This is a genomic window from Mycobacterium sp. ML4, assembly GCF_054515735.1.
Genome location: NZ_JBTNSY010000017.1, coordinates 47,275 through 71,652, shown reverse-complemented (window position 1 = coordinate 71,652; position 24,378 = coordinate 47,275). Strand labels below are relative to the sequence as shown.

22 protein-coding genes are annotated in these 24,378 nt (G+C 66.4%); 7 read left to right on the top strand and 15 right to left on the bottom strand.

Annotation, left to right across the window (positions count from 1 at the left end):
- The first annotated feature begins 1 nt into the window (after position 1).
- A complete protein-coding gene (locus tag ACX9NE_RS19620; RefSeq protein WP_459363402.1) occupies positions 2 to 790 on the top strand; it encodes an acyl-CoA dehydrogenase family protein in 789 nt (262 codons plus the stop codon).
- 66 nt (positions 791 to 856) lie between these two features.
- Here the strand turns inward: ACX9NE_RS19620 and ACX9NE_RS19615 are convergent, their stop codons facing one another.
- A complete protein-coding gene (locus tag ACX9NE_RS19615; protein WP_459363401.1) occupies positions 857 to 2,032 on the bottom strand; it encodes an acyl-CoA dehydrogenase family protein in 1,176 nt (391 codons plus the stop codon).
- A gap of 200 nt (positions 2,033 to 2,232) precedes the next feature.
- Here ACX9NE_RS19615 and ACX9NE_RS19610 point away from each other — a divergent pair, with 200 nt between their 5' ends.
- The 4 genes from ACX9NE_RS19610 to ACX9NE_RS19595 all read left to right on the top strand — a co-directional run bounded on the left by ACX9NE_RS19610 (position 2,233) and on the right by ACX9NE_RS19595 (position 5,997).
- On the top strand, positions 2,233 to 2,886 hold the full coding sequence (locus tag ACX9NE_RS19610; RefSeq protein WP_459363400.1) for a TetR/AcrR family transcriptional regulator: 654 nt from the start codon (positions 2,233 to 2,235) through the stop codon (positions 2,884 to 2,886).
- Positions 2,887 to 3,089: 203 nt separating this feature from the next.
- Entirely contained in the window at positions 3,090 to 4,292 is a 1,203-nt protein-coding gene (locus tag ACX9NE_RS19605) for a cytochrome P450 (protein ID WP_459363399.1), read from the top strand.
- A gap of 18 nt (positions 4,293 to 4,310) precedes the next feature.
- On the top strand, positions 4,311 to 5,150 hold the full coding sequence (locus ACX9NE_RS19600) for a mycofactocin-coupled SDR family oxidoreductase (protein WP_459363398.1): 840 nt from the start codon (positions 4,311 to 4,313) through the stop codon (positions 5,148 to 5,150).
- A gap of 10 nt (positions 5,151 to 5,160) precedes the next feature.
- Positions 5,161 to 5,997, top strand: coding sequence for an SDR family NAD(P)-dependent oxidoreductase (locus ACX9NE_RS19595; RefSeq protein WP_459363397.1), 837 nt, complete (start codon positions 5,161 to 5,163; stop codon positions 5,995 to 5,997).
- 66 nt (positions 5,998 to 6,063) lie between these two features.
- On the opposite strand, the gene ACX9NE_RS19590 is transcribed toward ACX9NE_RS19595, so the two are convergent.
- From ACX9NE_RS19590 to ACX9NE_RS19540, 11 genes are all read right to left on the bottom strand, one after another.
- Positions 6,064 to 6,879, bottom strand: a complete 816-nt coding sequence (locus ACX9NE_RS19590; protein WP_459363396.1) for an SDR family NAD(P)-dependent oxidoreductase — start codon at positions 6,877 to 6,879, stop codon at positions 6,064 to 6,066.
- 88 nt (positions 6,880 to 6,967) lie between these two features.
- Positions 6,968 to 9,346 (bottom strand): CaiB/BaiF CoA-transferase family protein, encoded by a 2,379-nt coding sequence (locus ACX9NE_RS19585; RefSeq protein ID WP_459363395.1) that lies wholly within the window; start codon positions 9,344 to 9,346, stop codon positions 6,968 to 6,970.
- Positions 9,346 to 10,317 carry an enoyl-CoA hydratase/isomerase family protein gene (locus ACX9NE_RS19580; RefSeq protein ID WP_459363394.1) on the bottom strand — a complete coding sequence of 324 codons (972 nt, stop codon included), beginning with the start codon at positions 10,315 to 10,317 and terminating at the stop codon, positions 9,346 to 9,348. Before ACX9NE_RS19580 ends, ACX9NE_RS19585 begins: the two co-directional genes overlap by 1 nt.
- 3 nt (positions 10,318 to 10,320) lie before the next feature.
- Positions 10,321 to 11,439, bottom strand: a complete 1,119-nt coding sequence (locus ACX9NE_RS19575) for a M24 family metallopeptidase (protein ID WP_459363393.1) — start codon at positions 11,437 to 11,439, stop codon at positions 10,321 to 10,323.
- On the bottom strand, positions 11,429 to 12,661 hold the full coding sequence (locus tag ACX9NE_RS19570; protein ID WP_459363392.1) for a M24 family metallopeptidase: 1,233 nt from the start codon (positions 12,659 to 12,661) through the stop codon (positions 11,429 to 11,431). Before ACX9NE_RS19570 ends, ACX9NE_RS19575 begins: the two co-directional genes overlap by 11 nt.
- Positions 12,658 to 13,815, bottom strand: coding sequence for an amidohydrolase family protein (locus tag ACX9NE_RS19565; protein ID WP_459363391.1), 1,158 nt, complete (start codon positions 13,813 to 13,815; stop codon positions 12,658 to 12,660). Before ACX9NE_RS19565 ends, ACX9NE_RS19570 begins: the two co-directional genes overlap by 4 nt.
- 13 nt (positions 13,816 to 13,828) lie before the next feature.
- Complete coding sequence (locus ACX9NE_RS19560) at positions 13,829 to 15,061, bottom strand: cytochrome P450 (RefSeq protein ID WP_459363436.1); 1,233 nt, start codon at positions 15,059 to 15,061, stop codon at positions 13,829 to 13,831.
- A 15-nt stretch (positions 15,062 to 15,076) separates the two neighbouring features.
- Positions 15,077 to 15,271, bottom strand: coding sequence for a ferredoxin (locus ACX9NE_RS19555; protein ID WP_459363390.1), 195 nt, complete (start codon positions 15,269 to 15,271; stop codon positions 15,077 to 15,079).
- Positions 15,268 to 15,930, bottom strand: coding sequence for a TetR family transcriptional regulator (locus ACX9NE_RS19550; RefSeq protein ID WP_459363389.1), 663 nt, complete (start codon positions 15,928 to 15,930; stop codon positions 15,268 to 15,270). The genes ACX9NE_RS19555 and ACX9NE_RS19550 overlap by 4 nt, the downstream gene beginning before the upstream one ends.
- A gap of 45 nt (positions 15,931 to 15,975) precedes the next feature.
- Positions 15,976 to 16,383 (bottom strand): DoxX family protein, encoded by a 408-nt coding sequence (locus tag ACX9NE_RS19545; RefSeq protein ID WP_459363388.1) that lies wholly within the window; start codon positions 16,381 to 16,383, stop codon positions 15,976 to 15,978.
- A 14-nt stretch (positions 16,384 to 16,397) separates the two neighbouring features.
- Positions 16,398 to 17,222, bottom strand: coding sequence for an SDR family NAD(P)-dependent oxidoreductase (locus ACX9NE_RS19540; protein WP_459363387.1), 825 nt, complete (start codon positions 17,220 to 17,222; stop codon positions 16,398 to 16,400).
- A gap of 193 nt (positions 17,223 to 17,415) precedes the next feature.
- Between ACX9NE_RS19540 and ACX9NE_RS19535 the strand changes: the two genes are divergently transcribed.
- Complete coding sequence (locus ACX9NE_RS19535) at positions 17,416 to 18,351, top strand: sulfotransferase domain-containing protein (protein ID WP_459363386.1); 936 nt, start codon at positions 17,416 to 17,418, stop codon at positions 18,349 to 18,351.
- On the opposite strand, the gene ACX9NE_RS19530 is transcribed toward ACX9NE_RS19535, so the two are convergent.
- Complete coding sequence (locus tag ACX9NE_RS19530; protein WP_459363385.1) at positions 18,312 to 20,408, bottom strand: MDR family MFS transporter; 2,097 nt, start codon at positions 20,406 to 20,408, stop codon at positions 18,312 to 18,314. The genes ACX9NE_RS19535 and ACX9NE_RS19530 overlap by 40 nt on opposite strands.
- Before the next feature lie 95 nt (positions 20,409 to 20,503).
- Positions 20,504 to 21,313, bottom strand: coding sequence for an SDR family NAD(P)-dependent oxidoreductase (locus ACX9NE_RS19525; RefSeq protein WP_459363384.1), 810 nt, complete (start codon positions 21,311 to 21,313; stop codon positions 20,504 to 20,506).
- A gap of 277 nt (positions 21,314 to 21,590) precedes the next feature.
- On the opposite strand from ACX9NE_RS19525, the gene ACX9NE_RS19520 reads away from it, so the two are divergent.
- A complete protein-coding gene (locus ACX9NE_RS19520; protein WP_459363435.1) occupies positions 21,591 to 22,361 on the top strand; it encodes an SDR family oxidoreductase in 771 nt (256 codons plus the stop codon).
- Positions 22,362 to 22,489: 128 nt separating this feature from the next.
- Here the strand turns inward: ACX9NE_RS19520 and ACX9NE_RS19515 are convergent, their stop codons facing one another.
- Complete coding sequence (locus tag ACX9NE_RS19515) at positions 22,490 to 24,133, bottom strand: PE family protein (RefSeq protein ID WP_459363383.1); 1,644 nt, start codon at positions 24,131 to 24,133, stop codon at positions 22,490 to 22,492.
- Positions 24,134 to 24,378 lie beyond the last annotated feature (245 nt).

Below are 24,378 nucleotides of genomic sequence, written 5' to 3'. Positions count from 1 at the left end.
CATGGACCCGGAGCTGACGCTGCTGGCCGACTCGTTGCGGACCGCGATGACGGCCGCTAGTGGCGCCACGCTGGACGCCGCGCTGGCCGATCTCGGCTGGCTCGACATGCTCGACGAAATACCTTCGACTGCAATCCCTTTGGTATTCCGGTTACTCGGTGAGACCGGCGCGCACGCACCGGTGCTCAACGACGTGGTGCTGCGAGCCGCCGGGCGGGTCGGCGGCTCTACGGTGCCCCTGCCGTATGCGGGCGGTGCCTGGGTGATCTGGGAGCGCACCAACTCAGCAGCTTCGACACTCGACGACGAACTCCCCATCCACCGGACCGCGGCCGGGGATCCCTTGCCGCTCGGCACTGGCCGGCAAGCGCTGGGCTGGTGGCTGGCCGGCACCAGCCGGGCCATGCTGTCGCTGGCCCGCCGGCACGCACTGGACCGCGTCCAATTCGGCAGGCCCATCGCCTCTTTCCAAGCGGTGCGCCACCGGCTTGCCGAGACGCTGGTCGCCATCGAGGGCGCCGAGGCCACGCTGCAGGCCGCCACCGATCAGCCCGATGAGCTGGTCTGTCTACTGGCCAAGGCCGCGGCCGGCCAGGCGGCACTGACCGCCGCCCGGCACTGCCAGCAGGTGCTCGGTGGCATCGGCTTCACCGCCGAGCATCGACTGCATCGCCACGTAAAGCGGGTGCTGGTGCTCGACGGATTGCTCGGCAGCACAGAGGAGTTGACGCGCGAAGCGGGAGCGCACCTACGTGCCGTGGGCTCGGCGCCCCGGCTTGTCCACCTCTAGGCGCCGAGTGTGAATCCTGCGACGCGACCCGCCGTCGCAGCGTCGTGAAATTCGCACTGGCGCAGCCTAATTGCGCGGCATCCCGAGCACCCGCTCGGCGATGATGTTGCGCTGGATCTCTGACGTACCGCCGGCGATGGTGCCGGCGAAGCTGCGGGCATACCGGTCGAACCAGCTGCCGTAGTGGGCGTCCAGGTTCAGCGGCGCGAACGGTGCGGTCATCGCCGGATGAACCAGGCCCTCGGCGCCCTTGACGTTCAACGCGTCTTCGGAAGCGCGCTGGACCGCCTCCGAGCCGAGCAGCTTCAGCACCGACTGGCCGGGCACGTCCTCTTCACCGCGCGCCGCTTTGGCCAGGGTCACCGAGCCGAGCAGCCGCATCGCCCAGGCATCCATCACCAGTGTGGCGTAGCGATCTCGCTGCAATGCTCCGGTCGGCGTGAAATCCGTTGTCTGCTGGTCCAATAGGTTGGCGTAGTCCAGCCAGAGCATGGCGCGCTCGTGCCCGAGCGCGCCGGTCGCCACGCGCCAACCACCGTCGAGGTCGCCCACCAGATTCTCGGCGGGCACCCGCGCGTCGGTGAAGAACACCTCGTTGAATTCGATGTCGTCGTGGTCGCACACCGAGGCGAACGGCCGACGGACCACGCCCGGTGTGTCGGTCGGAATCAGCAACGCACTGATGCCCTTGTGTTTTGGGACATCGGGGTTGGTGCGCACGAAAGTCAGCAGCACGTCGGCGTCGTGCGCCCCCGACGTCCACACCTTCTGTCCGTTCACCACGAAGTCATCGCCGTCCCGCACTGCCCGTGTCTTCAGAGACGCCAGATCCGAACCGGCTCCGGGTTCGCTCATGCCCAGCGACGCAGTGATTTCCGCGCGAAGGATCGGCACCGCCCAATGCTGCTGCTGTTCGGGGGTTCCGAAGGACAACAGGGACGCCGCGATGATCCCGACGCCCTGCGGATTGAAACTGCGGTAGATCCGCCGCCGCGCCATCTCGTCGGCATGCACGTACTGCTGCAACAAGGTCGCATTGCGGCCACCGAATTCGGGCGGGTTTCCCGGCAGCGACCACCCGGTGTCGAACAGCAAGCGCTGCCAGCGGGCCGCCCAACCCGGCACATGCGAGCACGACCGCGGGCGTAGGACGCCCTGAGCCTCATCGGGCAGGTGCTCGTCGAGAAACGCGACGAATGCTGCGCGAAATGCCTCGACATCGGCGTCGAAAGTCAGCTGCACGCAATCCCCTTCCGCGCCGATGGGTGCCACTCTCGCCGATGTGCTTCCCAAACACCCGATCAAGAGAATACTATTCTCGTCGTGAGGAAGTTACAATCTCCAAGACATCGTCCGTGAGGAGGTCGAGCACAGCGATGGCGCGACGTTCTCCGGTACAGTCCAACCATGTTCTTTCCTCGCGGCAGCCTGCTGAGCCGCCCGTGACCAGCCCGGGCGAAGAGCCGGCTTGGAAGCAGCGGGCGGTCGAGCGATCCATCAAGACCGCGAAACTGCGGGCGGCACAGCGTGTTCAGCGCTTCCTGGACGCGGCGCAGGCCATCATCATCGAAAAGGGGAGCACGGACTTCACCGTGCAGGAGGTCGTCGACCGGTCACGTCAGTCGTTGCGCAGCTTCTACCTGCAGTTCGACGGCAAGCACGAGCTGTTGCTCGCGCTGTTCGAGGACGCGCTGAGCCGGTCCGCTGATCAGATCCGCGCGGCCACCGAGAGTCACAGCGACGCGTTGGAGCGGTTGCAAGTCGCTGTCGAGCTGTTGTACGAAGCGTCACGGCCGGACCCCACCGCCAAGCGCCCGCTGTTCACCGACTTTGCACCGCGTTTGCTGGTTTCGCATCCCGCGGAGGTTAAGGTGGCCCATGCGCCGCTGCTGGCATTGCTCACTGAGTTGATGGAGGCCGCCGGCGAAGCCGGAGAGCTGCGCTCCGGCGTCAACCCCAAGCGGATGGCCGCCATGACCATGCAGACGGTGATGTTCATCGCGCAGTCCAGCGGCGGGTCCGACGACGCGACGGTTCACCCGATCAGCGCCGACGAGGTGTGGGACTTCTGCTCACGGGGGTTCGCCGGCAGCTAGGCCTTCCGGGTCGATGACGCTGGAGTGAATTTCGCTCACCCGCTGCCTGTGAGAACACAATTCTCTGATGTACAGAATCATGATTAGCAGAAATGAATTCCACGTTGACACTCATCGGTGGGTGATGCCAGAGTTCTAGGGGCGGCATGATCGCGCGTCCGTAGCAGTGGCGGCGCGCGCAACCGGCGGGAGGGCCATTGCTCGTGACAGTAAGCGCAGCCAGCGATGTCTATTTCGACCCCTACGATGTCGAGTTGATCGCCGACCCCTACCCGACGTTCCGGCGGTTGCGCGAGGAGGCGCCGCTGTATTACAACGCGAAGCACGACTTTTACGCGCTCAGCCGATTCGCCGATGTCGACAACGCGATCGTCGACTACCAGACGTTCAGTTCCGCGCGCGGCGCGATCCTCGAACTCATCCGGGCGAATATCGAGATGCCGCCGGGCGTACTTATTTTCGAGGATCCACCCGTCCACGACATCCACCGCAAGTTGTTGTCGCGCATGTTCACTCCGCGCAAGATCAGCGACTTGGAGCCCAAGATCCGCGAGTTCTGCGCGCGCAGCCTGGACCCGCTGATCGATAACGGCAGGTTCGATTTCGTCAGGGACCTCGGCGCCCAGATGCCGATGCGGGTGATCGGTATGCTGCTGGGTGTCCCGGAGGAGGATCAAGAAGCCGCGCGTGATTTCGCCAATGCGCAGATGCGCACCGAGGCCGGCAAGCCGATGGAGTTCTCGGCCGAAACCATGCTGAACGGCCAGTTTTTCGGCCAGTACATCGACTGGCGTGCGCAGCATCCCTCCAACGACATCATGACCGAACTTCTCAACGCCGAGTTCGAGGACGAGACCGGAACCGTCCGGCGCATGCGACGCGACGAACTGCTCACCTACGTCACCGTGGTCTCCGGCGCCGGCAACGAGACCACCACCCGGCTGATCGGTTGGGCGGGAAAGGTTTTGGCCGAACACCCGGACCAGCGTCGCGCGCTGGTGGACAATCCGGGCCTGATTCCGGCAGCCGTCGAGGAATTGCTGCGCTACGAGCCACCGGCGCCGCACGTCGCCCGGTATGTCACGCGCGACGTCGAGTACTACGGCCGACGGGTGCCGCAAGGCAGCGTGATGATGATGCTGATCGGCGCGGCGAACCGCGACCATCGCCAATTCCCGCCCGACGGAGACGTTTTCAATATCCACCGCGAACCGCGTCAGCACCTGACTTTCAGCGTCGGCACGCATTACTGTCTCGGCTCGGCACTGGCCCGGCTGGAGGGCCGGATCGCGCTCGAGGAGATTCTGAAGCGATTCCCCGACTGGGATGTCGACCTTGCCGAGGCCACGCTTTCCCCGACGTCGACAGTGCGGGGTTGGGAGTCCATGCCGGCTGTCTTCGGCTGAATCACGCAGGAAGGAAACATGACTGGACGGGTAGAAGGAAAGGTCGCCGTCGTCACCGGGGCGGCGCGGGGCCAGGGGCGCAGCCACGCGCTGCGGTTGGCCGAGGAAGGCGCCGACATCATCGCCGTCGATGTCTGCAAACCGATCGTCAAGAACACCACCATCCCGGCGTCCACCCCTGAGGATCTGGCCGAGACCGCCGATCTCGTCAAGGGCCTCAACCGCCGAATCGTCACGGCCGAAGTCGATGTGCGCGACTTCGACGCGCTCAAGGCGGCCGTGGACAGCGGGGTGGAGCAATTGGGGCGATTGGACATCATCGTGGCCAACGCCGGTATCGGCAACGGCGGCGACACCCTGGACAAGACCAGCGAATACGACTGGCAGGAGATGATCGACGTCAACCTGTCGAGCGTGTGGAAGACGGTCAAAGCGGGGGTGCCCCACATCCGGGCGGGGGGCAAGGGCGGCTCCATCATCCTGACCAGCTCGGTCGGCGGGCTCAAGGCTTACCCGCACTGTGGTAGTTACGTCGCCGCCAAGCACGGCGTGGTGGGCATCATGCGCTCGTTCGCAGTCGAGTTGGGGCAGCACATGATTCGCGTCAACTCGGTACACCCCACGCATGTAGCAACGCCGATGCTGCACAACGAGGGAACCTTCAAGATGTTCCGGCCGGACCTGGAGAATCCCGGACCTGACGACATGGCCCCAATCTGCCAGATGTTCCACACCTTGCCGATTCCGTGGGTCGAAGCGCAGGACGTCAGCAATGCGGTGCTGTTCTTCGCATCCGACGAATCCCGGTACATCACCGGCGTCACCCTGCCCGTCGACGCGGGGGCCTGCCTCAAATAGGGTTTTGACCATGGACGGATTTGACGGGCGCGCAGCGGTCATCACGGGCGGGGCGAGCGGTATCGGCTTGGCTACCGCCACCGAATTCGCGCACCGCGGTACGCGGGTCATGCTGGCCGACGTCGACCAGCCGCGGTTGGAATTGGCGGTCGCACACCTGCGTGGCCAGGGCTTCGATGCCCACGGCGTGATGTGCGACGTCCGGCATCTCGAAGAGGTCGTGCACCTTGCCGATGAAGCCTTTCGGTTACTCGGCCAGGTCGACGTGCTGTTCAGCAACGCCGGCATCGTGGTGGCCGGACCCATTGCCCAGATGACGCACGACGACTGGCGCTGGGTGATCGACATCGATCTGTGGGGCTCGATCCACGCCGTCGAGGCGTTCCTGCCGAGGTTGCTCGAGCAGGGCACGGGCGGCCATATCGCGTTCACCGCCTCCTTCGCCGGCCTGGTGCCCAACGCCGGGCTCGGCGCGTACGGCGTTGCCAAGTACGGCGTGGTGAGCCTGGCCGAGACGCTGGCGCGCGAGGTGAAGGGCAACGGCATCGGGGTGTCGGTGTTGTGCCCGATGGTCGTCGAGACCAAGTTGGTGTCCAATTCCGAACGCATCCGCGGCGCGGACTACGGTTTGGCTTCGGCACCCGACGTGACCGGATCGGTGGGTCCGCTCCCCGAGCAGGATGCGACGCTGGGCGTCGCCGATCTGGCCCGCCTGACCGCCGACGCGATCCTGGCCAACCGCCTGTATGTGCTTCCGCACGAGGCATCGCGGGCGTCGATCCGGCGCCGGTTCGACCGCATCGACCGGACTTTCGACGAACAGGCCGCCGAGGGCTGGCGCCACTAGCTCCCGCGAGCAGTCGCAAAATCGCACGCGCGGGGCCCGCGCCGTGCGATTTTGCGACTGCTCGCGCTAACTGGGGCCCAGGCGGTAGTTCCCGGTCCGCGGGTCGTGGTACCAGCCGCCCGCGGCGTGGGTACCGCCGTCGACGTGCAGCGTCTGCCCGGTGATGTAGGTCGACATGTCCGAGGCGAGAAATATTGCAGTGCCGGCTATTTCGTCGACGTGCCCAGGACGTTCCCATGGCACTATGGCATCCATGGCGGCCGTGGCGGCCGTGGCGGCCTCGCCGCCGAGCTGAGCCAGTCCTTCGGTCAGGGTGATGTCGGGTGCTATCGCGTTAACCCGGATGCGGTGCGGCGCCAGTTCGAGCGCGGCGGTCTTCGTGTAGTTGATGACCCCGGCTTTCGCGGCGGCGTATGCCGCGTAGCCGGGCGCCGCCCGCACCCCTTCGATGGAGGTGACCGCCATGATGCTGCCGGGCAGACCATCGGCCACCAGCAGGCGGGCGACCCGCTGGGTGCACAGCAACACATGCCGCAGGTTGGCGCGATACAAGGCGTCCCAGCCGTTTTCGCTGGTCTCCAGCAGCGGCGAGGTGAATACGCCACCTGCGTTGTTGACAAGAATTGTCGGCGTCCCCAGTTCGGCCACCGTCTGCGTCAGGGCGGTATCGACCTGGCCGCTGTCTCTGACATCGGTGGTGATACCCAGTGCGCCAATCGATTCCGCGGCCAGGGCGCAGGAATCGGGGTTGCGTTCCCAGATAGCCACTCGCGCGCCGAAGGCCGCGAAGCCCGCGGCGATGCCGCGTCCGATGCCCGCTCCCCCACCGGTGACCACCGCGACCCGGCCGGTCAGCAGAATGTTCAACGGATCGATCGCCACGGCGCCCCCTACCCCGCGCGAGCAGACCCAAAATCGCACGCGCGGAGCCCGCGCCGTGCGATTTTGCGACTGCTCGCCCCAGAGCGGGTCATGCGGGGCTCCGGCCGATCACCCCGTCGGCTTCCAGCTCCGCGATCTCGGCACCGCTCAGCCCCAACTCCGTCAACAGCTCCCGGTTGTGTTGACCCAGCAGAGGTGCCGGTTGGGTGTGGAATCGGCACGGGCCACCGGACAGTCGCATGGGCACGCTGCTGAGCCTAGCCGGGCCGCACACCGGATGATCGACGACTTCGAAGAAGCCCCGCGCGGCGAGCTGCTCCAGCTCCGTCTGCCGGTGCGGCTGCATGACCTTGGCGACGGGCACCCCGGCCTCCCAGAGGGTGGTCACGATCTCGTCCCGCGTGCGACCTCCACACCATTGCGCGAGCCGTTCATCGATCAGGTCCTCGTGCGCGCGCCGACCCTCCGCGTTAGTCAGCTCCGGAGCCGTTGCCCAGGAGGGGCACCCGAGCACGCGGCACAACCGGGCCCAATGCTGGTTGGTGGCCACCGCGATCGCGACCCAGCTGTCGAGGCGGCCGAACTCGTCGACATCGGCACTCAGGTAAAGGTTCTGGGGCACCGCCGCCGGACCGCGATTGCCGGCCCGCTCCAACAGGGCGCCGTAAGCGGAGTATTCGATGACCTGCTCGGCGGCGATGTTGAGGGCCGCATCGACCATGGCGGCCTCCACCATGACGCCCTGACCGGTGCGGCGGCGGTGGTGCAGCGCCAGTAACAGGGCGTTGAGCGCGTGAACGCCGGCGTTGGGATCGCCCACGGAATAGGGCTCGAAGGGCGTGCGGTCGGGGTAGCCAGTCAGCCAGCTCAACCCCGACGCCGACTCGATGACGTAGGCGAACGCCGGATTGTCGCGCCAGGGACCGTCCAGTCCGAAGCCGGGCATGCGCAACAGGATCGCGTCGGGCCGAACCGCTTGCACCGCCGCGAAATCCAAGCCGAGGTGATCGAGCACGCGAGGGGTGAAGTTCTCCGCGATCACGTCGCAGGTGCCGATGAGCCTGAGCAGGAGTTCACGCCCCCGCGGGCGCTGCAGGTCCAGGGTCAGGCCCTTCTTGTTGGTGTTGAGCGCCGCGAAGATCGGCGACTTCTCCCACCATTGGTCCTCAGTGACCGGAATGCCGGCGATGAGCCGGGTGCCGTCCGGGCGCCGTGCGGACTCGATGTGGATCACCTCGGCGCCGAACAACGCCAGCAGGTGCGTGCAGGACGGCCCGGCCCAGAACGCGGTCATGTCCAGCACCCGAAGTCCGGCCAGCGGCAATCCTGTTGCGGCCCTGGCCGCCACCGCCCGCGGCGCCGCCGTCGCCGCGCGGTAGCGAGCGGTGTGTTCGCCGAGCCGGGGTGCCCTGCCCGGATCCCGCAACTGTGCCTGGCGCATCCGGTAGGGGTGACCCGGTTGCTGAAATCCACGGCCGGGATTGCGCTGGAACGAACCGCGCTCGACGAAGTGATCCAACGCAACGATGTTGGCGCCGTTGGCCACCGGGGCGTTGGGGATCCGGAAGGCGGTGGCCAGTTCGCGGATCTCGTCGGCCCGGTGGCTGCGCACCCACTCGTAGATCTCGTCGGCGTAGACGTTGGCCAGTTCGGTGATCGACAGCGGGGATTCCTCGTCGATCCACTCCGGGTGCCCGACCATCGCACACAGGTCGAACCATTGTTGCGCGGTCCCGCAGCCGAGGTCCACCAGTCCGTCCTGAGCGGCGGCTACGCCGGGGACGGTGAGGCGGCGGGCGTCCCGCCAGGGCCTGCCGAGCATGTCGAAATAGGTCACCGGATAGTAGGTCAGGCCGAGGATCTGAGTCTCCAGCATCGACAGGTCGATGAGCTGGCCCTGACCGCGGCCGCCGTAGAGCGCGGCCAGGATGGCGGCACTGGCGTAGGCACCGGCGAGGTACTCGCCGACCTGACCGCCGACGTACACCGGGGCGCGATCTGCCACACCGCGCCCCACGCCGATGATCCCACCGGACCAGGCCTGCAGGGTGAACTCGGTTGCCGGGCGGTCCCGCCAGGGGCCATCCAAACCGAACGGGGTGATCGACGCCACGATGAGGTGCGGACAACGCTCCAGGATCGCAGCAGGCGAGACACGCTCGGCCACAGTCGATCCCGCTGACCACACCACGGCGTCGGCGCCGGCCAGCAACTGGCCGACGAACTGGGCATCCGCGTCCGGATCGGCGACCACACTGTGTTTGGACCCAGCCAGGAAGCTGAACAGCGCGCCGTCGCCAGCCAGGTCAGACCGCGACGCCGACCACGATCTCAGCCAATCACCCTCGGGTGACTCGATTTTGACGACGTCAGCGCCACCGTCGGCGAGCAGCTTGGTGCAATAGGCGCCCGCGATACCGGACGAGAGGTCGATCACGGCGTAGTCGGACAGTGGTGGTTGCGTCACTACTGCTTGGCCTTTCGGGCCTTGCGGCGCGCTTTCTTGCTCAATCGCCACTCCGGCGGGAAGTTGTCGTCGTTGGCCTTGACGGCGCCACCGAGACCCCGGCCGATCGCGTCGTCGAGCAGGAAGTCGTCGCCGTCCGCGCGCACGTTCGCGCCGGTGGATTCGAAGAACCCGCTGAGCAGGCTGCCCATGTACTCGCCTTGAAACTGCTTCATGATCTCGAAGAAGGTCTTCTGCATGAAAACCGTGTCTGTGGGGCGGTTGCGGGCGCACGCCAGCGCGTACTTCTCCACCTCGGCCTCGAGCGCCGCACGTGGCACCACGCTGTTGAGAAAGTTGCAGTCATACATCTCGGCGGCGGTGAACGCCCGGCCGGTGAACACCATTTCCTGAAACTTCCGGATGCCCATGGTCTGCGCCCACCACCACATCCGCGGGCCCCAGCCGTAGTAGCGGAATGACGGATGCCCGAAAAGCGCGTCGTCAGAGGCTATTACCAGGTCGGCGTCGGCAGCCTGATAGAAGTGCCAGCCGTAGCAGTACCCCTTGACCTCGAGGATGGATATCTTCTTGAAGTCCTGCAGTCCGCGGATCCCCGAGTTCGGGTTGGCATACCACTGCCCCACCGAGGCGCTGTGCCGGAACGACCCCTTCGGCGGGTAGGTGACGTCGCCGGTCCCCAGCCGGAATTCGGCCAGCAAGGGTCCCGGATCATCAGAATCCCTGGCCTGCATGAACTCTTCGAGATCCGCGCCGGATCCCAGGTCGTCACCGCTGCCGCGGATCACGACGACCTTGACGTCGTCGTCGATGCCGGCCCGGTGCAGCAGGTCGGCATAGCGTTGCCGCGCAGCGATGGTCGGCGCGTTGAGATACTCGGGCCGGTCGAACGTGATGGTGGCGATTCGGGTCCCGGCGTCCTTCTCGTACCGAATCATCTTCTTGGCCTTCGGATCCGGTCGCGATGACATGGGCTAGACCCGCCAGAAGGGACTGCCGGTCAGCACCTCCGGACCCTCGGCGGTGATCAGCACCGCTTCGCGCCCGAACACCGCTCCGACTCCCTGCTCCCAGACGTAGCCGGTGACCGCCAGCATCATGCCAGGCTCGAGCCGCTCCTGCGCCGCGGTGCGGGGCAGGCGTGCGGAGATGACCGGCGGGTCGAACCCCATGCCCAGACCCCGTGCCACCGGCATCGGGGGCGCCGATTCACCCGCTGCGGCATAGGCAGCCAGCAGTTCACCCGCGCCCGCGCCCGGCCGGCACACCGCGATCAGCATGTCCCACAGTCGGTCCCAACGGCCGAACAGCGCCGCGGCACCGGAGACGTCTCCCACCGGCCAGGTGCGACCCACCTCTCCGATGTAGCCGCCCGCAAGGACGCCGGCGGACAGCGCCACCAGGTCGCCGGGCTGCGCGCGGCCGTCACCGGTTGCGCGCCGCCAGGGATGATCACGCGAAGTCACCCAGGCCACATCCTGATTCGACGGCGTGCTCACCCCGCCCGCGGCCACCGCCTCGAGCAACACCCCGGCAAGTTCCCGTTCGCTCACACCGGGCCGCAGTTCGGCCACCGCCGCGGCCAGGCCGGATTCGGCCACCGCGATGGATTCGCGTAACGCAGCGATCTCCTCGTCGGTCTTGATCCGCCGGGCCGCGCGCATGGCCAGTTCACCGTCGACCAGTTCGGCGTCGGGAAACGCGGTTGGCAACAGCTGCGCGAAAACCGGTGACAACGCGTCGGTTCCGACGCGGCGGGCGGTGGACGCACCTTCGATCCGGCTCAGCGCGGCAATGGTGTTCGCCGGATTCCAGGATATGCCGTACAGGTTCTCCCGGGGGATGTCCTCGGGGATGCCCTCGTCCCAGGTACTGAGCAGATGAACGGCACCCGTCGCCCGCACCAGCACACAGGTGGGCCCGAACGGCCGCGTGCCGGCCACCCAGAGTTGCGGGGCGCCAGTCACATAGCGGACGTTGGCCTGCCGCCCCAGCACGAGCACATCCAGGTCATGGGCGGCCATCTGGGCCAGGGCACGCTCCCGGCGTCCCAGGCGCAGCGCTTTGGTGTCGGGCAGGACTTCAGTCGACATAGGGGTCATAGGGGTAGTCGGTCAAACGAATCGAGCCTTCCTCGGTGATCACCAGTACCTCTTCGCTGCGATAGCCGCCGGTGCCGTCTTCCCATACCACCGGTTCCAGCACCAGCACCATGCCCGGCTGCAGGACGAAGTTCTCGTCGAACTCCTCGCCGAGATCCGTTCCGATCATCGGCATTTCGGCGGCATTCGCCCCGATGCCGTGGCCCAGGTAGAAGTGCGGCAGCCAGGGCCGGATACCGCCGTTGGCCGCGGTCGCCGCCCGGCCCAGATCGGCCGCGGTGGCTCCGGCGCGAGCGACGCCCAGCACGGCGTCCATGATCGACCGCCACCGGTGGAACTGTGCCAGCTGGCGCGGCGACGGGTCCTGTCCGACGATCCAGGTGCGGCCGAAATCGGAGCAGTAGCCGGCATAGGTGATGCTGACATCGGTCCACAGCACGTCGCCCTTGACCAACTCGCGTTCGGTACTCAACAGCGGCAGGGCCAGATCCCCGTGGGTGGTCCAGACACCTTCGGCCTTGCTGTGCGGCATCACCTGCCAGATCGGTTCCAGCATGCTGGTCATCGCCCCGAGCTCGAAGGCCCGGCGCACAAAGCGTGCCGACAGGTCGATCTGGCGGATCCCCGGAGCCAGTGCCCGATGGACTTCAACCATCGCCTCGTCGGTGATGCGCACCGCGGTGCGGATGCAGGCCAGCTCATCCGGAGTCTTGATCACCTTGGCGGCGCTGATCACCGCCGCCGCGTCGACGGGAAAACCGCTGGGAAACAACACGTTGCGGGCTCGCGACATGGCACCGGTCAGTTCATCGGCCGCGACCGTGGCCCCGGCCGGAACCAGATCCGCCAGTACCCGCGCGAAATCGGCCACCCCCTCGTCGAATTCGAGGTAGACCGGCCCGTGCAGGTGATCGGCCGGCAGTTCGGACTCCTGAGCGGCGCCCTCGCGGAACGGCAGGAACAGGTGCGGCCACTCGTCGTCGGCGAGCACCACGGCCACCGGCCGTTCGACGTACGACAGGCCGGCATCGCCCAGCGGCCAACTGGTCCCGGTGGCATAGACCACCGCGTTGTTGCCGAGCAGCACCAGGGCGTCGACACCACGCTCGGTCATCGCCGTGCGCAGCCGCACCCCGGTTTCGCGGCGCATCCGCGACAGGTCAGGAGCCTCGGGTATCGCCAGCCCATTGTCTGGTTGCGCGAAAATGGTCATAGGCCAAGGAATTTGCTGATGTTGCCGCTGACGATCCGGACGGCGTTGTCCGGTCCGACAGCCTCGACGACGGCCGCCAGTGATTTCTCGGAATATCCGTACGTACTTTCGTTGTGCGGGTAGTCCGATGACCACATCACCTTGTCGACCCCGATCCGGTCGATCAACTCCAGGCCGAGTGGGTCGACCATGAACGAGGCACTCATGTGGGTATCCCAGTAGTAGCTAGTATCGTGTTCCAGCGGTCGGTTGAACATGTGCTGGTAGGACGCAACCAGGTGCTGCGCGTCCTGCAGGGCCCAAGGCACCCAGGCGATCCCGCCTTCGAACCAGCCGATCCGGAGCCTCGGATGCTTGTCGAGGATGCCGCCGAAGATGTACTTGGAGAACGTCTCCCGGAATCCGTCGATGTTGATCATCATGCCGACGACGACGCTGTTGAACTCGCAGGGACTCTTCGGCGGCGTCTCGCCGATGTGGTGGGCGATCGGCAGACCGGCGGCCTCGATCTCGTCCCACACGGCGCTCATGGTGGTGCTGGAATAGTCGATCGGGTTGCCGTCGTCGTCCTTGCCGGGGTTCAACGGCATCAGAAATGTCTTCAGCCCCAGCGACTTCAGTTCGGCGAGGGTCCTGCGGGTGCCGTCGGGGTCCCACCAGTTGATCAGGCCGGCGCCGTAGAAGTGGCCGTTGGAACGCTCCTGCAACTCGGCGATGTAGTCGTTGTAGATACGGAAGGTCAGCTCGCGCAGTTTCTTGTCCGGGTAGTGGAACAGCGCCAGCACCGCGTTGGGGAAGGCGAGTTCCCTGTCGATGCCGTCTTCGCGCAGCTCCCGGATCCTGGCCTCGATGTTGGTGCTGGCCGCTCCGGGCAGGTCGTCGTACTGCATCAGGACCGCGCTGAAGTCCTCCGGCAGGAACGACTGGCCCTTGCGCCCAACCTGATACGCGCCTTCCTCGTACCAGATCCGGGGCGCCCTGTCCTTCAGGTCTTCGGGGAACCGTTCGTAGAAGATGTCGGCTGCCAGTGAGATGTGGTTGTCGGCCGAGAACACCTCGGTCCCGGCCGGCAGGCCTACCTCCCTGCCGAGAGCGTGCCCCTTCCGATCCTTCGGCGCGCCAAAGCCTTTGGGCGGGTACAGCGTGCTTGTCATCATTGACCTTTCGTTACCAGGTGACCGGCAGTTCGTAGACGCCGTAGGCGAGGCGGTCGTGTTTGAACGGAATGTCCTGAAGCGCCGCAGCCAGTTGCAGTGTCGGGATGCGCCGGAACAGGGTGCGGAAGACGATCTGCATCTCGGCGCGGGCCAGCTGCTGGCCTACGCACTGGTGCCGGCCGTAACCGAAGGCCACGTTGCGCTCGGCGCCGGAGCGGTGCAGGTACAGGCGTTCGGGTTCGGTGAAGGCGTGGGCATCCCAGTTCGCCGGGGCCAGGTCGATGATGATGCCCTCGGCGGCGCGGATCAGCTCGCCGGCGATCGGGATGTCCTCGACGGCGACCCGGCGTTGTCCGTTCTGAATGATGCTGAGATAGCGCAGTAATTCCTCGACGGCATTGGCGAGAATCTTGGGATCGTCGGCGTCCCGAATGGCGGGCAGCTGGTCTGGATTTTCCAGCAGCGCAAGGACACCGAGCCCGATCATGTTTGCGGTGGTCTCGTGTCCGGCGATCAGCAGCCCGGTCGCCAGCTGGGCGGCCTCCTTCACGGTGAGCTCTCCGCCTCTGACACGCTCGGCCAGGTCCGAAACCGCGTCCTCGGCCGGGTTTTCCATCTTGGCGTGCACCAACTCCGCCAGATATCGGTGCAGGCTCATCGCGCCCTTGACGGTGTCTTCGCCCGTCGCATAACGCGCCAGCCCGACATTGGCGTGGTGCTGGAACATCTCGGCATCCTGATAGGGCACCCCGAGCAGCTGGCTGATTACCAGCGATGGCACCGGCAACGCCAGAGCACTGACGATGTCAGCCGGCTTGGGCCCGGCCAGCATCGCGTCGATGTGCTCGTCGGTGATCTGCTGGATGGCCGGGCGTAGGCCTTCCACCCGCCGAAAGGTGAACGGCTTGGCTAACATTCGCCGGAACCGGGTGTGCTCCTCGCCGTCCGCGGTGAACACCGAGCGCGGGCGCTTGTGCACGGTCGCCAGCATCCCGGCGTTCCAGTGCGGGAAGCCGGACAGCCGGTCGTCGACGCTGACGCGTGAATCCGAAAACAGTTCGCGGCACTGCTCATAGCCGGTGATGAGCCACGGAGTGCTGCCGTCCCAGATCTTCACCCGGCACAGCGGCCTGGCTTCGGCCAGCGCCATCACCCCCGGCGGTGGGGCGAAGGGGCAACCGGATGCCCGGGGCATCGGATACTCGGGAACGTCGGCGGCCGTTTCCGTGGGGGTGCTCGCCATGGTCTCGGACACGACTCACTCCTCGATGTGGATGGCCAGCGCCGGGCAGGATGCGGCGGCTTTGCGGGTGGCCTCGGCCCGGTCGGCAGGTGGGTTCGGGTCGAGCAGCACGACGACGCCGTCCTCGTCGCGCTGGTCGAAGACTCCCGGCGCGTTCTTCACGCAGTTGCCCGAGGATGCGCAAACGTGCTGATCGACAGTGACTTTCATCGACCCTGCTCCTCGGTCACCGGCGCCAGCCACAGTCCGACGATGGCGTCGATGAGGCCGGTGGCGGCGGCCCGCCAGGACGGTCGCGGCATCGAGGTGCCTTCGGCCAGCGCCCGTTCGAAATCCGCGCAGGTATGCATCAAAAGGTTGCGGGCCATCATGTTTCGCTCGAAGCGGACGGCCACCGGCAGTTCCGGGAGGCAGCCGTTGATGCCGTCGATCACCTGGACCAGCGACGGCGAGCTGAGCGCGTCCTTGACCACGATGCTGTGGTAGGCCGGGTCGGTCATAGCCTGCGCCGCGAACCGGGCATACCAGGTGGGATTGCCCAGGTCCTCGAGGTGCTCGGTGAGCGGGCAGACCAGGCAGGCCACCCAGTCGCGCATCCCGGCCGACTCGGGCAGCGCGGCCACCATCTGCTCCCGCAACCGCTCGACGGGCGCACGATGCTTCTGCTCGATCGCGCGGACCAGGTCGGCCTTCGTACCGAAGTGGTAGCCGACCGCGGCGTTGTTGCCCTGCCCGGCGGCCTCGCTGACCTGCCGGTTGGAGACCGCGAAAACCCCGTGTTCGGCGAACAGCCGCTCGGCCGCCACCAGGATCGCCTCCTGAGTGGAGCTGGCTCGCTCGCCGCGAACCGCGCGCCCGACTGTTGTCATGCCGCCCAGTCAACGCGTCCGAAGCAATTAAGTCAAGCGACTGATTTAAAGCTTCGAACGGTGTCGCTGCCGAACCGCGGCCCACGCCCCGGTACACCAGAGCGCCCAGAGGACCAGGAGCGGCTGGAAAAGCAACCGAATACCGCGGGCAAGATCGGAGTCGAGCCCGAAAGCGTTTGTGTGCGTGATGAATTGGGAGATGTTACCGGGGAAGACCACGACGAAGAAGACCGCCACCACCCATCCGGCCAGGACGCGGTGCCGGGTCAGGAAAAGCAGACTTGCGCCGAGCCCGATCTCCACCACTCCTGATGCGATGACGACGAAATCGACGTTCAGCGGTAACCACGGTGGCACCTGGGCGTCGAACGAGGTGCGAGCGAAACTCAGATGAGCGATACCGGCGAAGACCAGAAATGCGCCGAGAATGATGCGCGCCGAAGTTCGCGGCATCGATGTCAAAGCCGCTAGCGGCCGGACTGGAATCGCGCCGTCATCGGGCCGAGGATGCGCTGGTAGCCCGTCGGCGCCAGACGCACCAGCAGTTCATAGGCCTTGGCATCCGGACCGACCACCACCCGTCCCTTCTTCCTGCGCACCGCCTTCAGGATGATCCGCGCGGCACGCTCGGCGCTGGTGATGGCGACCTTGTCGAAGACCCGGATACCGGCTTGCTTGTCCAGACCTTCCGCGTGTCCGGCGTTGGCCGCGATCGCGGTCTTGACGAAGCCGGGGTGTACGACGGTGACCGCGACGGGGTGACCGGCAATCGCCATCTCCTGGCGCAGCGCCTCGGTGAATCCGCGCACCGCGAATTTGGCCGAGTTGTAGGCGGCCTGGCCCGGTACTCCGAAGAGGCCGAACATGCTCGACATGTTCACGACGTGGCCGTCGCCCGAGGCGATCAGGTGCGGCAAAAAGGCCTTGGTGCCGTTGACCACGCCCCAGTAGTCAACGTCCATCACCTTCTCGATGTCCTTGAACTGGGTGACCTCGACGTCGCCCAGAAAGGCGATCCCCGCGATGTTGTAGATCTGGTGGACCGTCCCGAAGTGGGCGTGGACGGTGTCCGCGTAGGCGACGAATGCCTCGCGTTCGGTGACGTCGAGCCGGTCCGCCCGAACCGGGGCACCCATCTGCCGGATCATCCGCTCGGTCTGTGCCAACCCTTCGGCGTCGACGTCGCTGATCGCCAGCAACGCACCGGATCGGGCCAGCTCCACCGAAAGTGCCCTGCCGATCCCGGACCCCGCACCGGTGACTGCCGCGACCTTCCCGGCAAAATCGTTCATGGCCAACCTCCCGGGACTCCCTGGTCTTCGCGACACCGGCTGATGGAACCGAGAGTAGATGGTCGGCGTCGCGACGAAAACGGCTGGGCAGAACCCTTGTCGAGGTGCCGCGACTCCTGGTCACCCGAACGACATTGTCGTATCGTCTGTCCCGGCCGTTGTTCTATGGAAACCCCGTTCGGAGGACGTCGCCATGACAAAATCATTGATGGCTCCGACGCGCGTTGTTCGGGACTATTTGCACAATTCGTTGATATGGGACGGATTTCTGGCCCTCGGCGGCTTTGTCGAAGGCGACATCGTCATCGCCACTCCGGTCAAGGCCGGCACGACATGGACCCAGCGAATAATCGAGCAGATATTGCACAACGGGGAAGAGAAGGACGGCTCTTTGTCGGACACCTCGCCGTGGCTCGAATCCAGCTGGGGTGACCACGCTGGAATGCTTCGGGTACTCCGGGAGCAGCACGAGGCGGGTAGTAGACGCGTCATCAAATCGCACCTGCCCGCCGACGCGATGCCGATATCGCAGGACGCCCGGTACGTGTTTGTCGGCAGAAACGGCAAGGATGCGGTGATCAGCCTGCACCACATGATTCGCAACTACTCTGCATCGACGATGTCGACGATCAACCAGATCCACGCGCAGTGGTCGGGCAGTGCCGCTCCGCTGACGATTCCCGAGGATAAGCAGGTATTTTTCGACTTATGGCTCGACACGGACGGCTACGGCTGTTCGGACTTGTTCGACATTGCGAAATCGTGGTGGCAACGTCGTGAAGAGCCGAACGTCCTGCTGCTGCACTACCAGCAGCTCAAGGAGGACATCACGGGTCAAATCGCGCGGCTTGCGGAATTCTTGGGCATCGATCCGGCCTCACTTCGAATGGACGTCATCGCCGAGCATTGCTCGTTCGAGTACATGAGTGGCCGAGCGGATCAAATGGCCCCGTTCAACGGAGCACACATGTCCAGCGCCAAGGCCTTCTTCCACAAAGGGCCTGCCCGCGACTACCGCGGCGAGCTAACCCCGGCGCAAATCGAGCGCTTCGACCGGGTCGCCCTGGAAAGATTGGGCACGCAATGTGCTCACTGGCTGGAAACGGGTCGACTGCCCATCGATGACTGACCCGCCGGTTCACCGAGGCCGGCAAACAAGTCCCGTTCCACCAGTAGCCCCTCGGCGATGCGTTGCAGGGCCGCACCGAATTCCTCGTCGTCGGCAAGTCCGGCAGAACTGGCCGACAAGGTAAGGTGCTCGACCAGCCATCGCCGCACGAAGGCTGCCACGTGCTCGACCTGTCGCAGGCCGGTAGTGGTCAGGCAGAGTTGGTCGCCGTCGCGGAGGGCGTGACCCGCGTCGACGAGGTGACCGAAGACTGGTTCGAGGACTTGGTGGGGTAAGCCCAGGTGTGCGGCGATATCGGTGAGTCGCGCCGACCCGAAGAGCCGCTCGTATCGGTAGATCCGCAGCAGACCCCACAGGCCGACCACGTCGAGTTCGCTGCCGCACCGGTCGGCAACATCGTCCAACCGAATCTTCGTCGCTTCGTGCAGCACGTGTCCCACCGCGATCTCCAGAACATCCTCGGGCGATTTGACCCTCGGCACAGCAAAACCGTCGCCCAGGCAGCCGGGGCTGTCATGGATTCCGGTGAGGGGGGTCTCGCGCAGAAACAACGCGAAGACGAATCCCACCAGGGCGACGAATGCCGCGCAGAGAAACACCTGCGCCAACGACCCGGCATACGCATGCACCACGGGCGCCGACAGGTTCACCGGCAGCCGGTGCAGAGCGGTTGGTGAGTGCATCGCCTCAGCGGGTGTGCCGCCCGGGGTCGACGTCGAAGCCAAGCGACTACTCAGGAAGTTCGCGAACAATGCCCCGAATATGGCTGCGCCGAATGCACTTCCGATCAAGCGGAAGAACGTCACCCCGGAGGTGGCCAGCCCCAGGTCCTCAAAACAGGCGGTGTTCTGCACGATGAGGATGAGGACCTGCATGGCGAAGCCGATCCCGGCGCCCAGAATCACGAGGTAACAGGCCTGCACCAGCCACGGGGTCGACTCGTCCATGCGAGCCATCAGCAGAAAACCGACTGCCATCAATGCCGTTCCGGCAAGGGGGAAGATCTTGTACCGACCGGTTCGGCCGACCAGGATGCCCGCGACCACCGAGGTGCTCAGCAGACCCACCACCATCGGCAGAGTCCGAAGACCCGAGATGGTGGCCGAGACGCCGTCCACGTAGCGCAGGTACATGGGCACGAAGGTCAAGGCGCCCAGCATCGCGAAACCGACCACCAGCGACAGGACCGAACAGACGGTGAAAACCGGACTGCGAAACAGCCGGGGCGGCAGGATGCCCGCCGCCGCCCGGGCCTCCACCCAGCAAAAGAGGAGCAAGGCCGCCGCAGCACCGGCGAATAGTGCGATGATCGGTGCCGAGGACCACGGAAAGGTGGTCCCACCCCAACTCGTAGCCATGATGAGGGCGGTGGCGGCCAGGCCGATCACCAGGATTCCCACGTAGTCGATGGCCGGCTTGGCGCGCCGGGGCAGGGCGGGGATGGCTGCGACGGCCAGCACGAGAACCGCTACGCAGATGGGCAGGTTGATCCAGAAGGCCCAGCGCCAGCTCAGATAATCGGCGAAGAAACCGCCGAACAAGGGACCGGCGACCGTGCCGACTCCGAACACAGCACCCAGGAGGCCCTGAAAGCTGCCGCGATCGCGGAGCGCAAAGACCTCGCCGACGAGGGCTGCGGCGGTCACCGTCGTGGCGCCCGCGCCGATGCCCTGCACCATCCGAGAGACCGCCAACATGAGCATCGACTGCGAGAAACCGCACAACATCGAGCCGACCAGGAAGATCACGACGCCACCTTGCAGGACCCGCGTGCGCCCCAGCAGGTCTCCGAGCTTGCCTGCCGCCGGGACGACGACGATGCCGCCTAGTAGATAAGCGGCAACTGCCCACGACTGCTGGCCGGGGCCGCCCAGGTCCGCCACGATCGTCGGAAGGGCGGGCACCACCATCGCCTGGTCCATCGACGCGGTCAGGACCCCGAGCGCCAGCGCACCGAAAATGACGTTGCGCCGCGCGGGACCGATCGAATCGCAGGGCGACCGTGTATCAACCGAGGCGATCACAGGTGCCGTCGTCGGTGCCGTCCGGACTGTCATGTGTGAGCTCCCGTCGATGTTCGAGCCCCGGGGTAGTCCAGATGAAGTCTCTCACCAAGCACGATGTTTCGGGCCGGCAATTTTGCGGTAGGAACTCATCCCTGGCCGCCGCGGGGTCGGATCACCTTGCCCGCAACGGTTCCCCCGTCGACCGGAAGCACCGTCCCGGTGACGTAGCGCGATCGGTCGGTGGCGAAATAGAGGGCGGCCTCGGCGACGTCGTCGGGCGTGCCCTCACGCTTCAGGGGGCGGTCGTCGCGCATTCCCTGCCGGATCCGGGCCTCGAACCGCTCGAGCTCGTCGGGGTCCAGCTCCCCGGCCGAGGACGCCAACATCGGCGTTGGGATGTTGCCCGGGGCTATCGCGTTCACACGAATCTCGTTGTACGCCAGCTCAATTGCTGCTGATTTGGTGAACTGGACGACCGCGGCTTTGGACGCCCGGTAGGTCATCACGCCACCACCGGCCTGTATGCCGCCGATGGAGGTGAGATTGATGATGGACCCTCCCCCATGGGCGGCCATGTGCCGCGCAGCATCGCGGGTACCGGCCATCACGCCAAGAACGTTCACCGCCATGACGCGATGGAAATCCGACAAATCGTCGTCGAGCAACCGGCGCAGCGTTCCCGCGACACCGGCGTTGTTCACCATGACGTGCAGGGCGCCGAGTTTCTCCACGGTCGTCGCCACCAGGGCGCCGACCTGTGCCGGATCCGAGACATCCGTGCGCTGGAAGATCACGTCGGGTCCCAACTGGGTGGCCAGCGCCGTGCCGCCGTCGGCATCGACGTCCGCAATGACGACGCGCGCACCCTCGGCAGCGAACCGCCGGGCGATCCCACGGCCGAGACCCGAGGCCGCCCCGGTGACGATGGCGACCTTGTCCCGCAATTCGTTGACCACCCGTCGAGTTAAACCGGGCCCCAACATTAAGTCAAGCAGTTGATTTAATGCGCGCGACGCGCCATCGGCTCAGCGGAGTTTCTGTTCGAGGGCAATCGAGAAGCCGGCCAACATCCGGATCGCCGCGCAGCTGGCCGGCATCAAGTCACGCCGGCAACTTCGTACCAGCGCTGCGACTGACTACAGCCCTTTCACGAGCACTTTCGAGGGTTTCGCCGAGCCGCGGTGACGGGCCATGCTGAAAAGGTCTGCAACAGGGAATGTGAAAGGCATGGCGATGAGGATTGTGGTTTTCGGGGGTACCGGGCTCATTGGATCGCAGGTCGTCAGCGACCTCACCGAACTCGGACACGAGGCCGTGGCGGCCTCTACGCGTTCCGGTGTCAACAGCGTGACCGGCGAGGGCGTCACCGCCGCGGTGGCCGGCGCCGACGTCGTCGTGGACGTGACGAACTCGCCGTCGTGGGCGGACGACGACGTACTGAATTTCTTCACCGACTCGACCAGAAATCTGCTCGAGGCGGAAAACACTGCCGGCGTCAAGCACCATGTCGCACTCTCGATCGTCGGAACGGACCGGGTGCCGGGCAGCGGTTACCTACGGGCAAAGGCGGCCCAGGAGAAGCTGATCACCGAATCCGGCGCGCCGTACTCGATTGTCCGGGCGACTCAGTTCTTCGAATTCGCCCTGGGAATCGCCAACTCGGCTACTGACGGCAACACCGTGCGTCTTTCACACGATGCTGCCATCCAGCCCATCGCCGCCAAGGACGTCGCCACGGCGGTCACCCGCGCGGCCGTCAGCGGCCCGCTCAACGGCGTCACCAACATCGCCGGGCCGGACAAATTCAGCATGGACGACCTGGCTCGCGCGGCGCTGGCGGCCCAGGGTGATTCACGCGAGGTGGTCAACGACCCGTCGGCCCGCTATTTCGGCGCTGTGCTCGACGACCGCAGCATCGTTCCGGTCGACGGCGAAGACGTGACCATTTACCCAACGCACTTCAGCGACTGGGCGGCCGATCACCTGCCCAGCCCCGCGCGCTGAGGGAACGGCCGTGACGGAACTGATCGACCACACCGCGATCCGCGATCGGCCTAGAGTCCGCGCGGTTGCCCGGCGGCGAGGGCGTACTCGGCATGCGTACGCGGGGCTGCCGGCCTCGCGCTCTGCGGCTAAGCCGAGCCGTTCGTCCCGTCGGCACCCAGAAGTAGCCCGCCGGTGCCGCCTTTGCCACCGGCTCCACCGTTGACGCCGTGGCCGCCGTCGCCGCCGTTACCGAAGAAAGTCTGAACGAAGGACCCGTCGGATATCGCACCGACGTTTCCGCCGTGACCTCCGTCGGCCGGTCCGACGCCACTGCCGGCGTTGCCGCCGTTACCGCCGAGCGCGACAGCGAGCAGTCCCCCGGCGTCGCCTCCGGCCCCGCCGGCACCGCCGGTCGCCAAGATGCTGCTGCCACCGGCACCGCCGACACCGCCGACGCCGAGGCCGGCGACGAGGACGCCCGGACCGCCGGTGCCACCGGAGCCGCCGGCACCGTTGAGGCTGAAGCCGCCAGCACCGCCCATACCGCCGACACCAAATCCCGCGACCGCGACGCCGGAGCCACCCTGACCGCCGGCACCGCCGGTGGCCCCGTCGAGGTCGGCAGCGCCCCCGATGCCGCCGCCGCCACCTACGCCCACGCCCAGCGCTGCCGCTGCGATACCACCCTGGCCAGCCGCACCACCGGCAGAGACGCCGAAACCACCCATACCGCCGGCGCCGCCCTGCGCGTAGCCCCACAACACGCCAGAAACGCCGCCGGCTCCCCCAGCGCCACCGACACCGTCGACGTTGTGGGCAGATCCGCCGGCTCCACCGGCACCGCCGAAGCCTACGAAGTAACCCCCGGCGGTACCGCCGGCACCACCGGCACCACCCTGTATCGTCCCCGGCCCGCCGGCACCGCCGGTGCCACCCAGTCCGAACAAACGGGCGGCGGCTTCGCCGCCGGCCCCGCCGGCGCCGCCGGCGGGGCCGTACCCGCCCTGCCCTCCGGTGCCGCCGATACCCGCGAGTCTTCCGCCGGCACCACCAATGCCGCCAGCTCCGCCGGTGCCCAGGGCAGATTCACCGCCCGCCCCACCGTGGCCACCCCAACCGATCGAGGGGGCGTTGCCGCCGGCACCACCGGCACCGCCAGTAGTGGCAGCGGCCACCACCCCTCCGGAACCGCCGGCGCCGCCGCTGCCGATGAACCACCCGCCGCTACCGCCGGCCCCACCGTTCGCGCCCGCGTAGCCGTTACCGCCGGCACCCCCGTTGCCGATAAATCCGGCGGCCCCACCGCTGCCACCATTCTGCGTGGTGGCTCCGCTGGTGACGCTGTAACCATTGCCCCCGTCGCCGAACAAAATCCCGCCCCCACCGCCGTTGGGACTGGCGGCGGTCCCATTGGCACCGTTGCCGATCAGCGGACGTCCCAACAACGACTGCGCGGGCGCATTCACCACGCCCAGGACGCTGCTTGTCAGCGCTTGCAATGGCGAGGCATTCGCCGCCTCCGACGCGGCGTACGCCCCGCCGGCCGCATTCAACGTTTGCAGAAAGCTCTGATGAAATTGCGCAGCGGCAGCACTCAGCGACTGAAACCGCAAGCCGTGATCGCCGAAAAGCGCAGTAACCGCCGCCGATATTTCGTCAGCACCGGCCGCCATTATTTCGGTGGTAGACGCGGCGGCGGCGGCATTCGCACTGTGCAGCGACGTACCGATGCCCGTGACTTGCTGTGCAGCACTCTCCAACATTTCCGGAACAGCGAAGACGAACGACATCACGTGCCTCCTACCTGCCACCAACTGAGCACGGGCCAGTATGCACCCGACACATGGTTTCGTCACTGACAATCCCGAAGTGCCTTCATGCAGCTACCGAACCAAGGCGCTCTCCGATACTTGCGGGTTCTCGGCGGGGCAATGACGAGGTGGCGACGGATTTCCGGCCCCGACCAGCTCGCCATCCCCGGCACGCGACGGAACGCGCAGACCAGGTTGCGCGATCCCGGCGAGCTGAGCAGTGT

Coding starts and splice junctions, on each gene's coding strand:
- ACX9NE_RS19620 (WP_459363402.1), top strand. CDS start 2: ATGGACCCGGAGCTGACGCTGCTGGCCGACTCGTTGCGGACCGCGATG.
- ACX9NE_RS19600 (WP_459363398.1), top strand. CDS start 4,311: ATGACTGGACGGGTAGAAGGAAAGGTCGCCGTCGTCACCGGGGCGGCG.
- ACX9NE_RS19595 (WP_459363397.1), top strand. CDS start 5,161: ATGGACGGATTTGACGGGCGCGCAGCGGTCATCACGGGCGGGGCGAGC.
- ACX9NE_RS19580 (WP_459363394.1), bottom strand. CDS start 10,317: ATGTCATCGCGACCGGATCCGAAGGCCAAGAAGATGATTCGGTACGAG.
- ACX9NE_RS19575 (WP_459363393.1), bottom strand. CDS start 11,439: ATGTCGACTGAAGTCCTGCCCGACACCAAAGCGCTGCGCCTGGGACGC.
- ACX9NE_RS19570 (WP_459363392.1), bottom strand. CDS start 12,661: ATGACCATTTTCGCGCAACCAGACAATGGGCTGGCGATACCCGAGGCT.
- ACX9NE_RS19565 (WP_459363391.1), bottom strand. CDS start 13,815: ATGACAAGCACGCTGTACCCGCCCAAAGGCTTTGGCGCGCCGAAGGAT.
- ACX9NE_RS19560 (WP_459363436.1), bottom strand. CDS start 15,061: ATGGCGAGCACCCCCACGGAAACGGCCGCCGACGTTCCCGAGTATCCG.
- ACX9NE_RS19555 (WP_459363390.1), bottom strand. CDS start 15,271: ATGAAAGTCACTGTCGATCAGCACGTTTGCGCATCCTCGGGCAACTGC.
- ACX9NE_RS19550 (WP_459363389.1), bottom strand. CDS start 15,930: ATGACAACAGTCGGGCGCGCGGTTCGCGGCGAGCGAGCCAGCTCCACT.
- ACX9NE_RS19545 (WP_459363388.1), bottom strand. CDS start 16,383: ATGCCGCGAACTTCGGCGCGCATCATTCTCGGCGCATTTCTGGTCTTC.
- ACX9NE_RS19540 (WP_459363387.1), bottom strand. CDS start 17,222: ATGAACGATTTTGCCGGGAAGGTCGCGGCAGTCACCGGTGCGGGGTCC.
- ACX9NE_RS19535 (WP_459363386.1), top strand. CDS start 17,416: ATGACAAAATCATTGATGGCTCCGACGCGCGTTGTTCGGGACTATTTG.
- ACX9NE_RS19530 (WP_459363385.1), bottom strand. CDS start 20,408: ATGACAGTCCGGACGGCACCGACGACGGCACCTGTGATCGCCTCGGTT.
- ACX9NE_RS19520 (WP_459363435.1), top strand. CDS start 21,591: ATGAGGATTGTGGTTTTCGGGGGTACCGGGCTCATTGGATCGCAGGTC.
- ACX9NE_RS19515 (WP_459363383.1), bottom strand. CDS start 24,133: ATGTCGTTCGTCTTCGCTGTTCCGGAAATGTTGGAGAGTGCTGCACAG.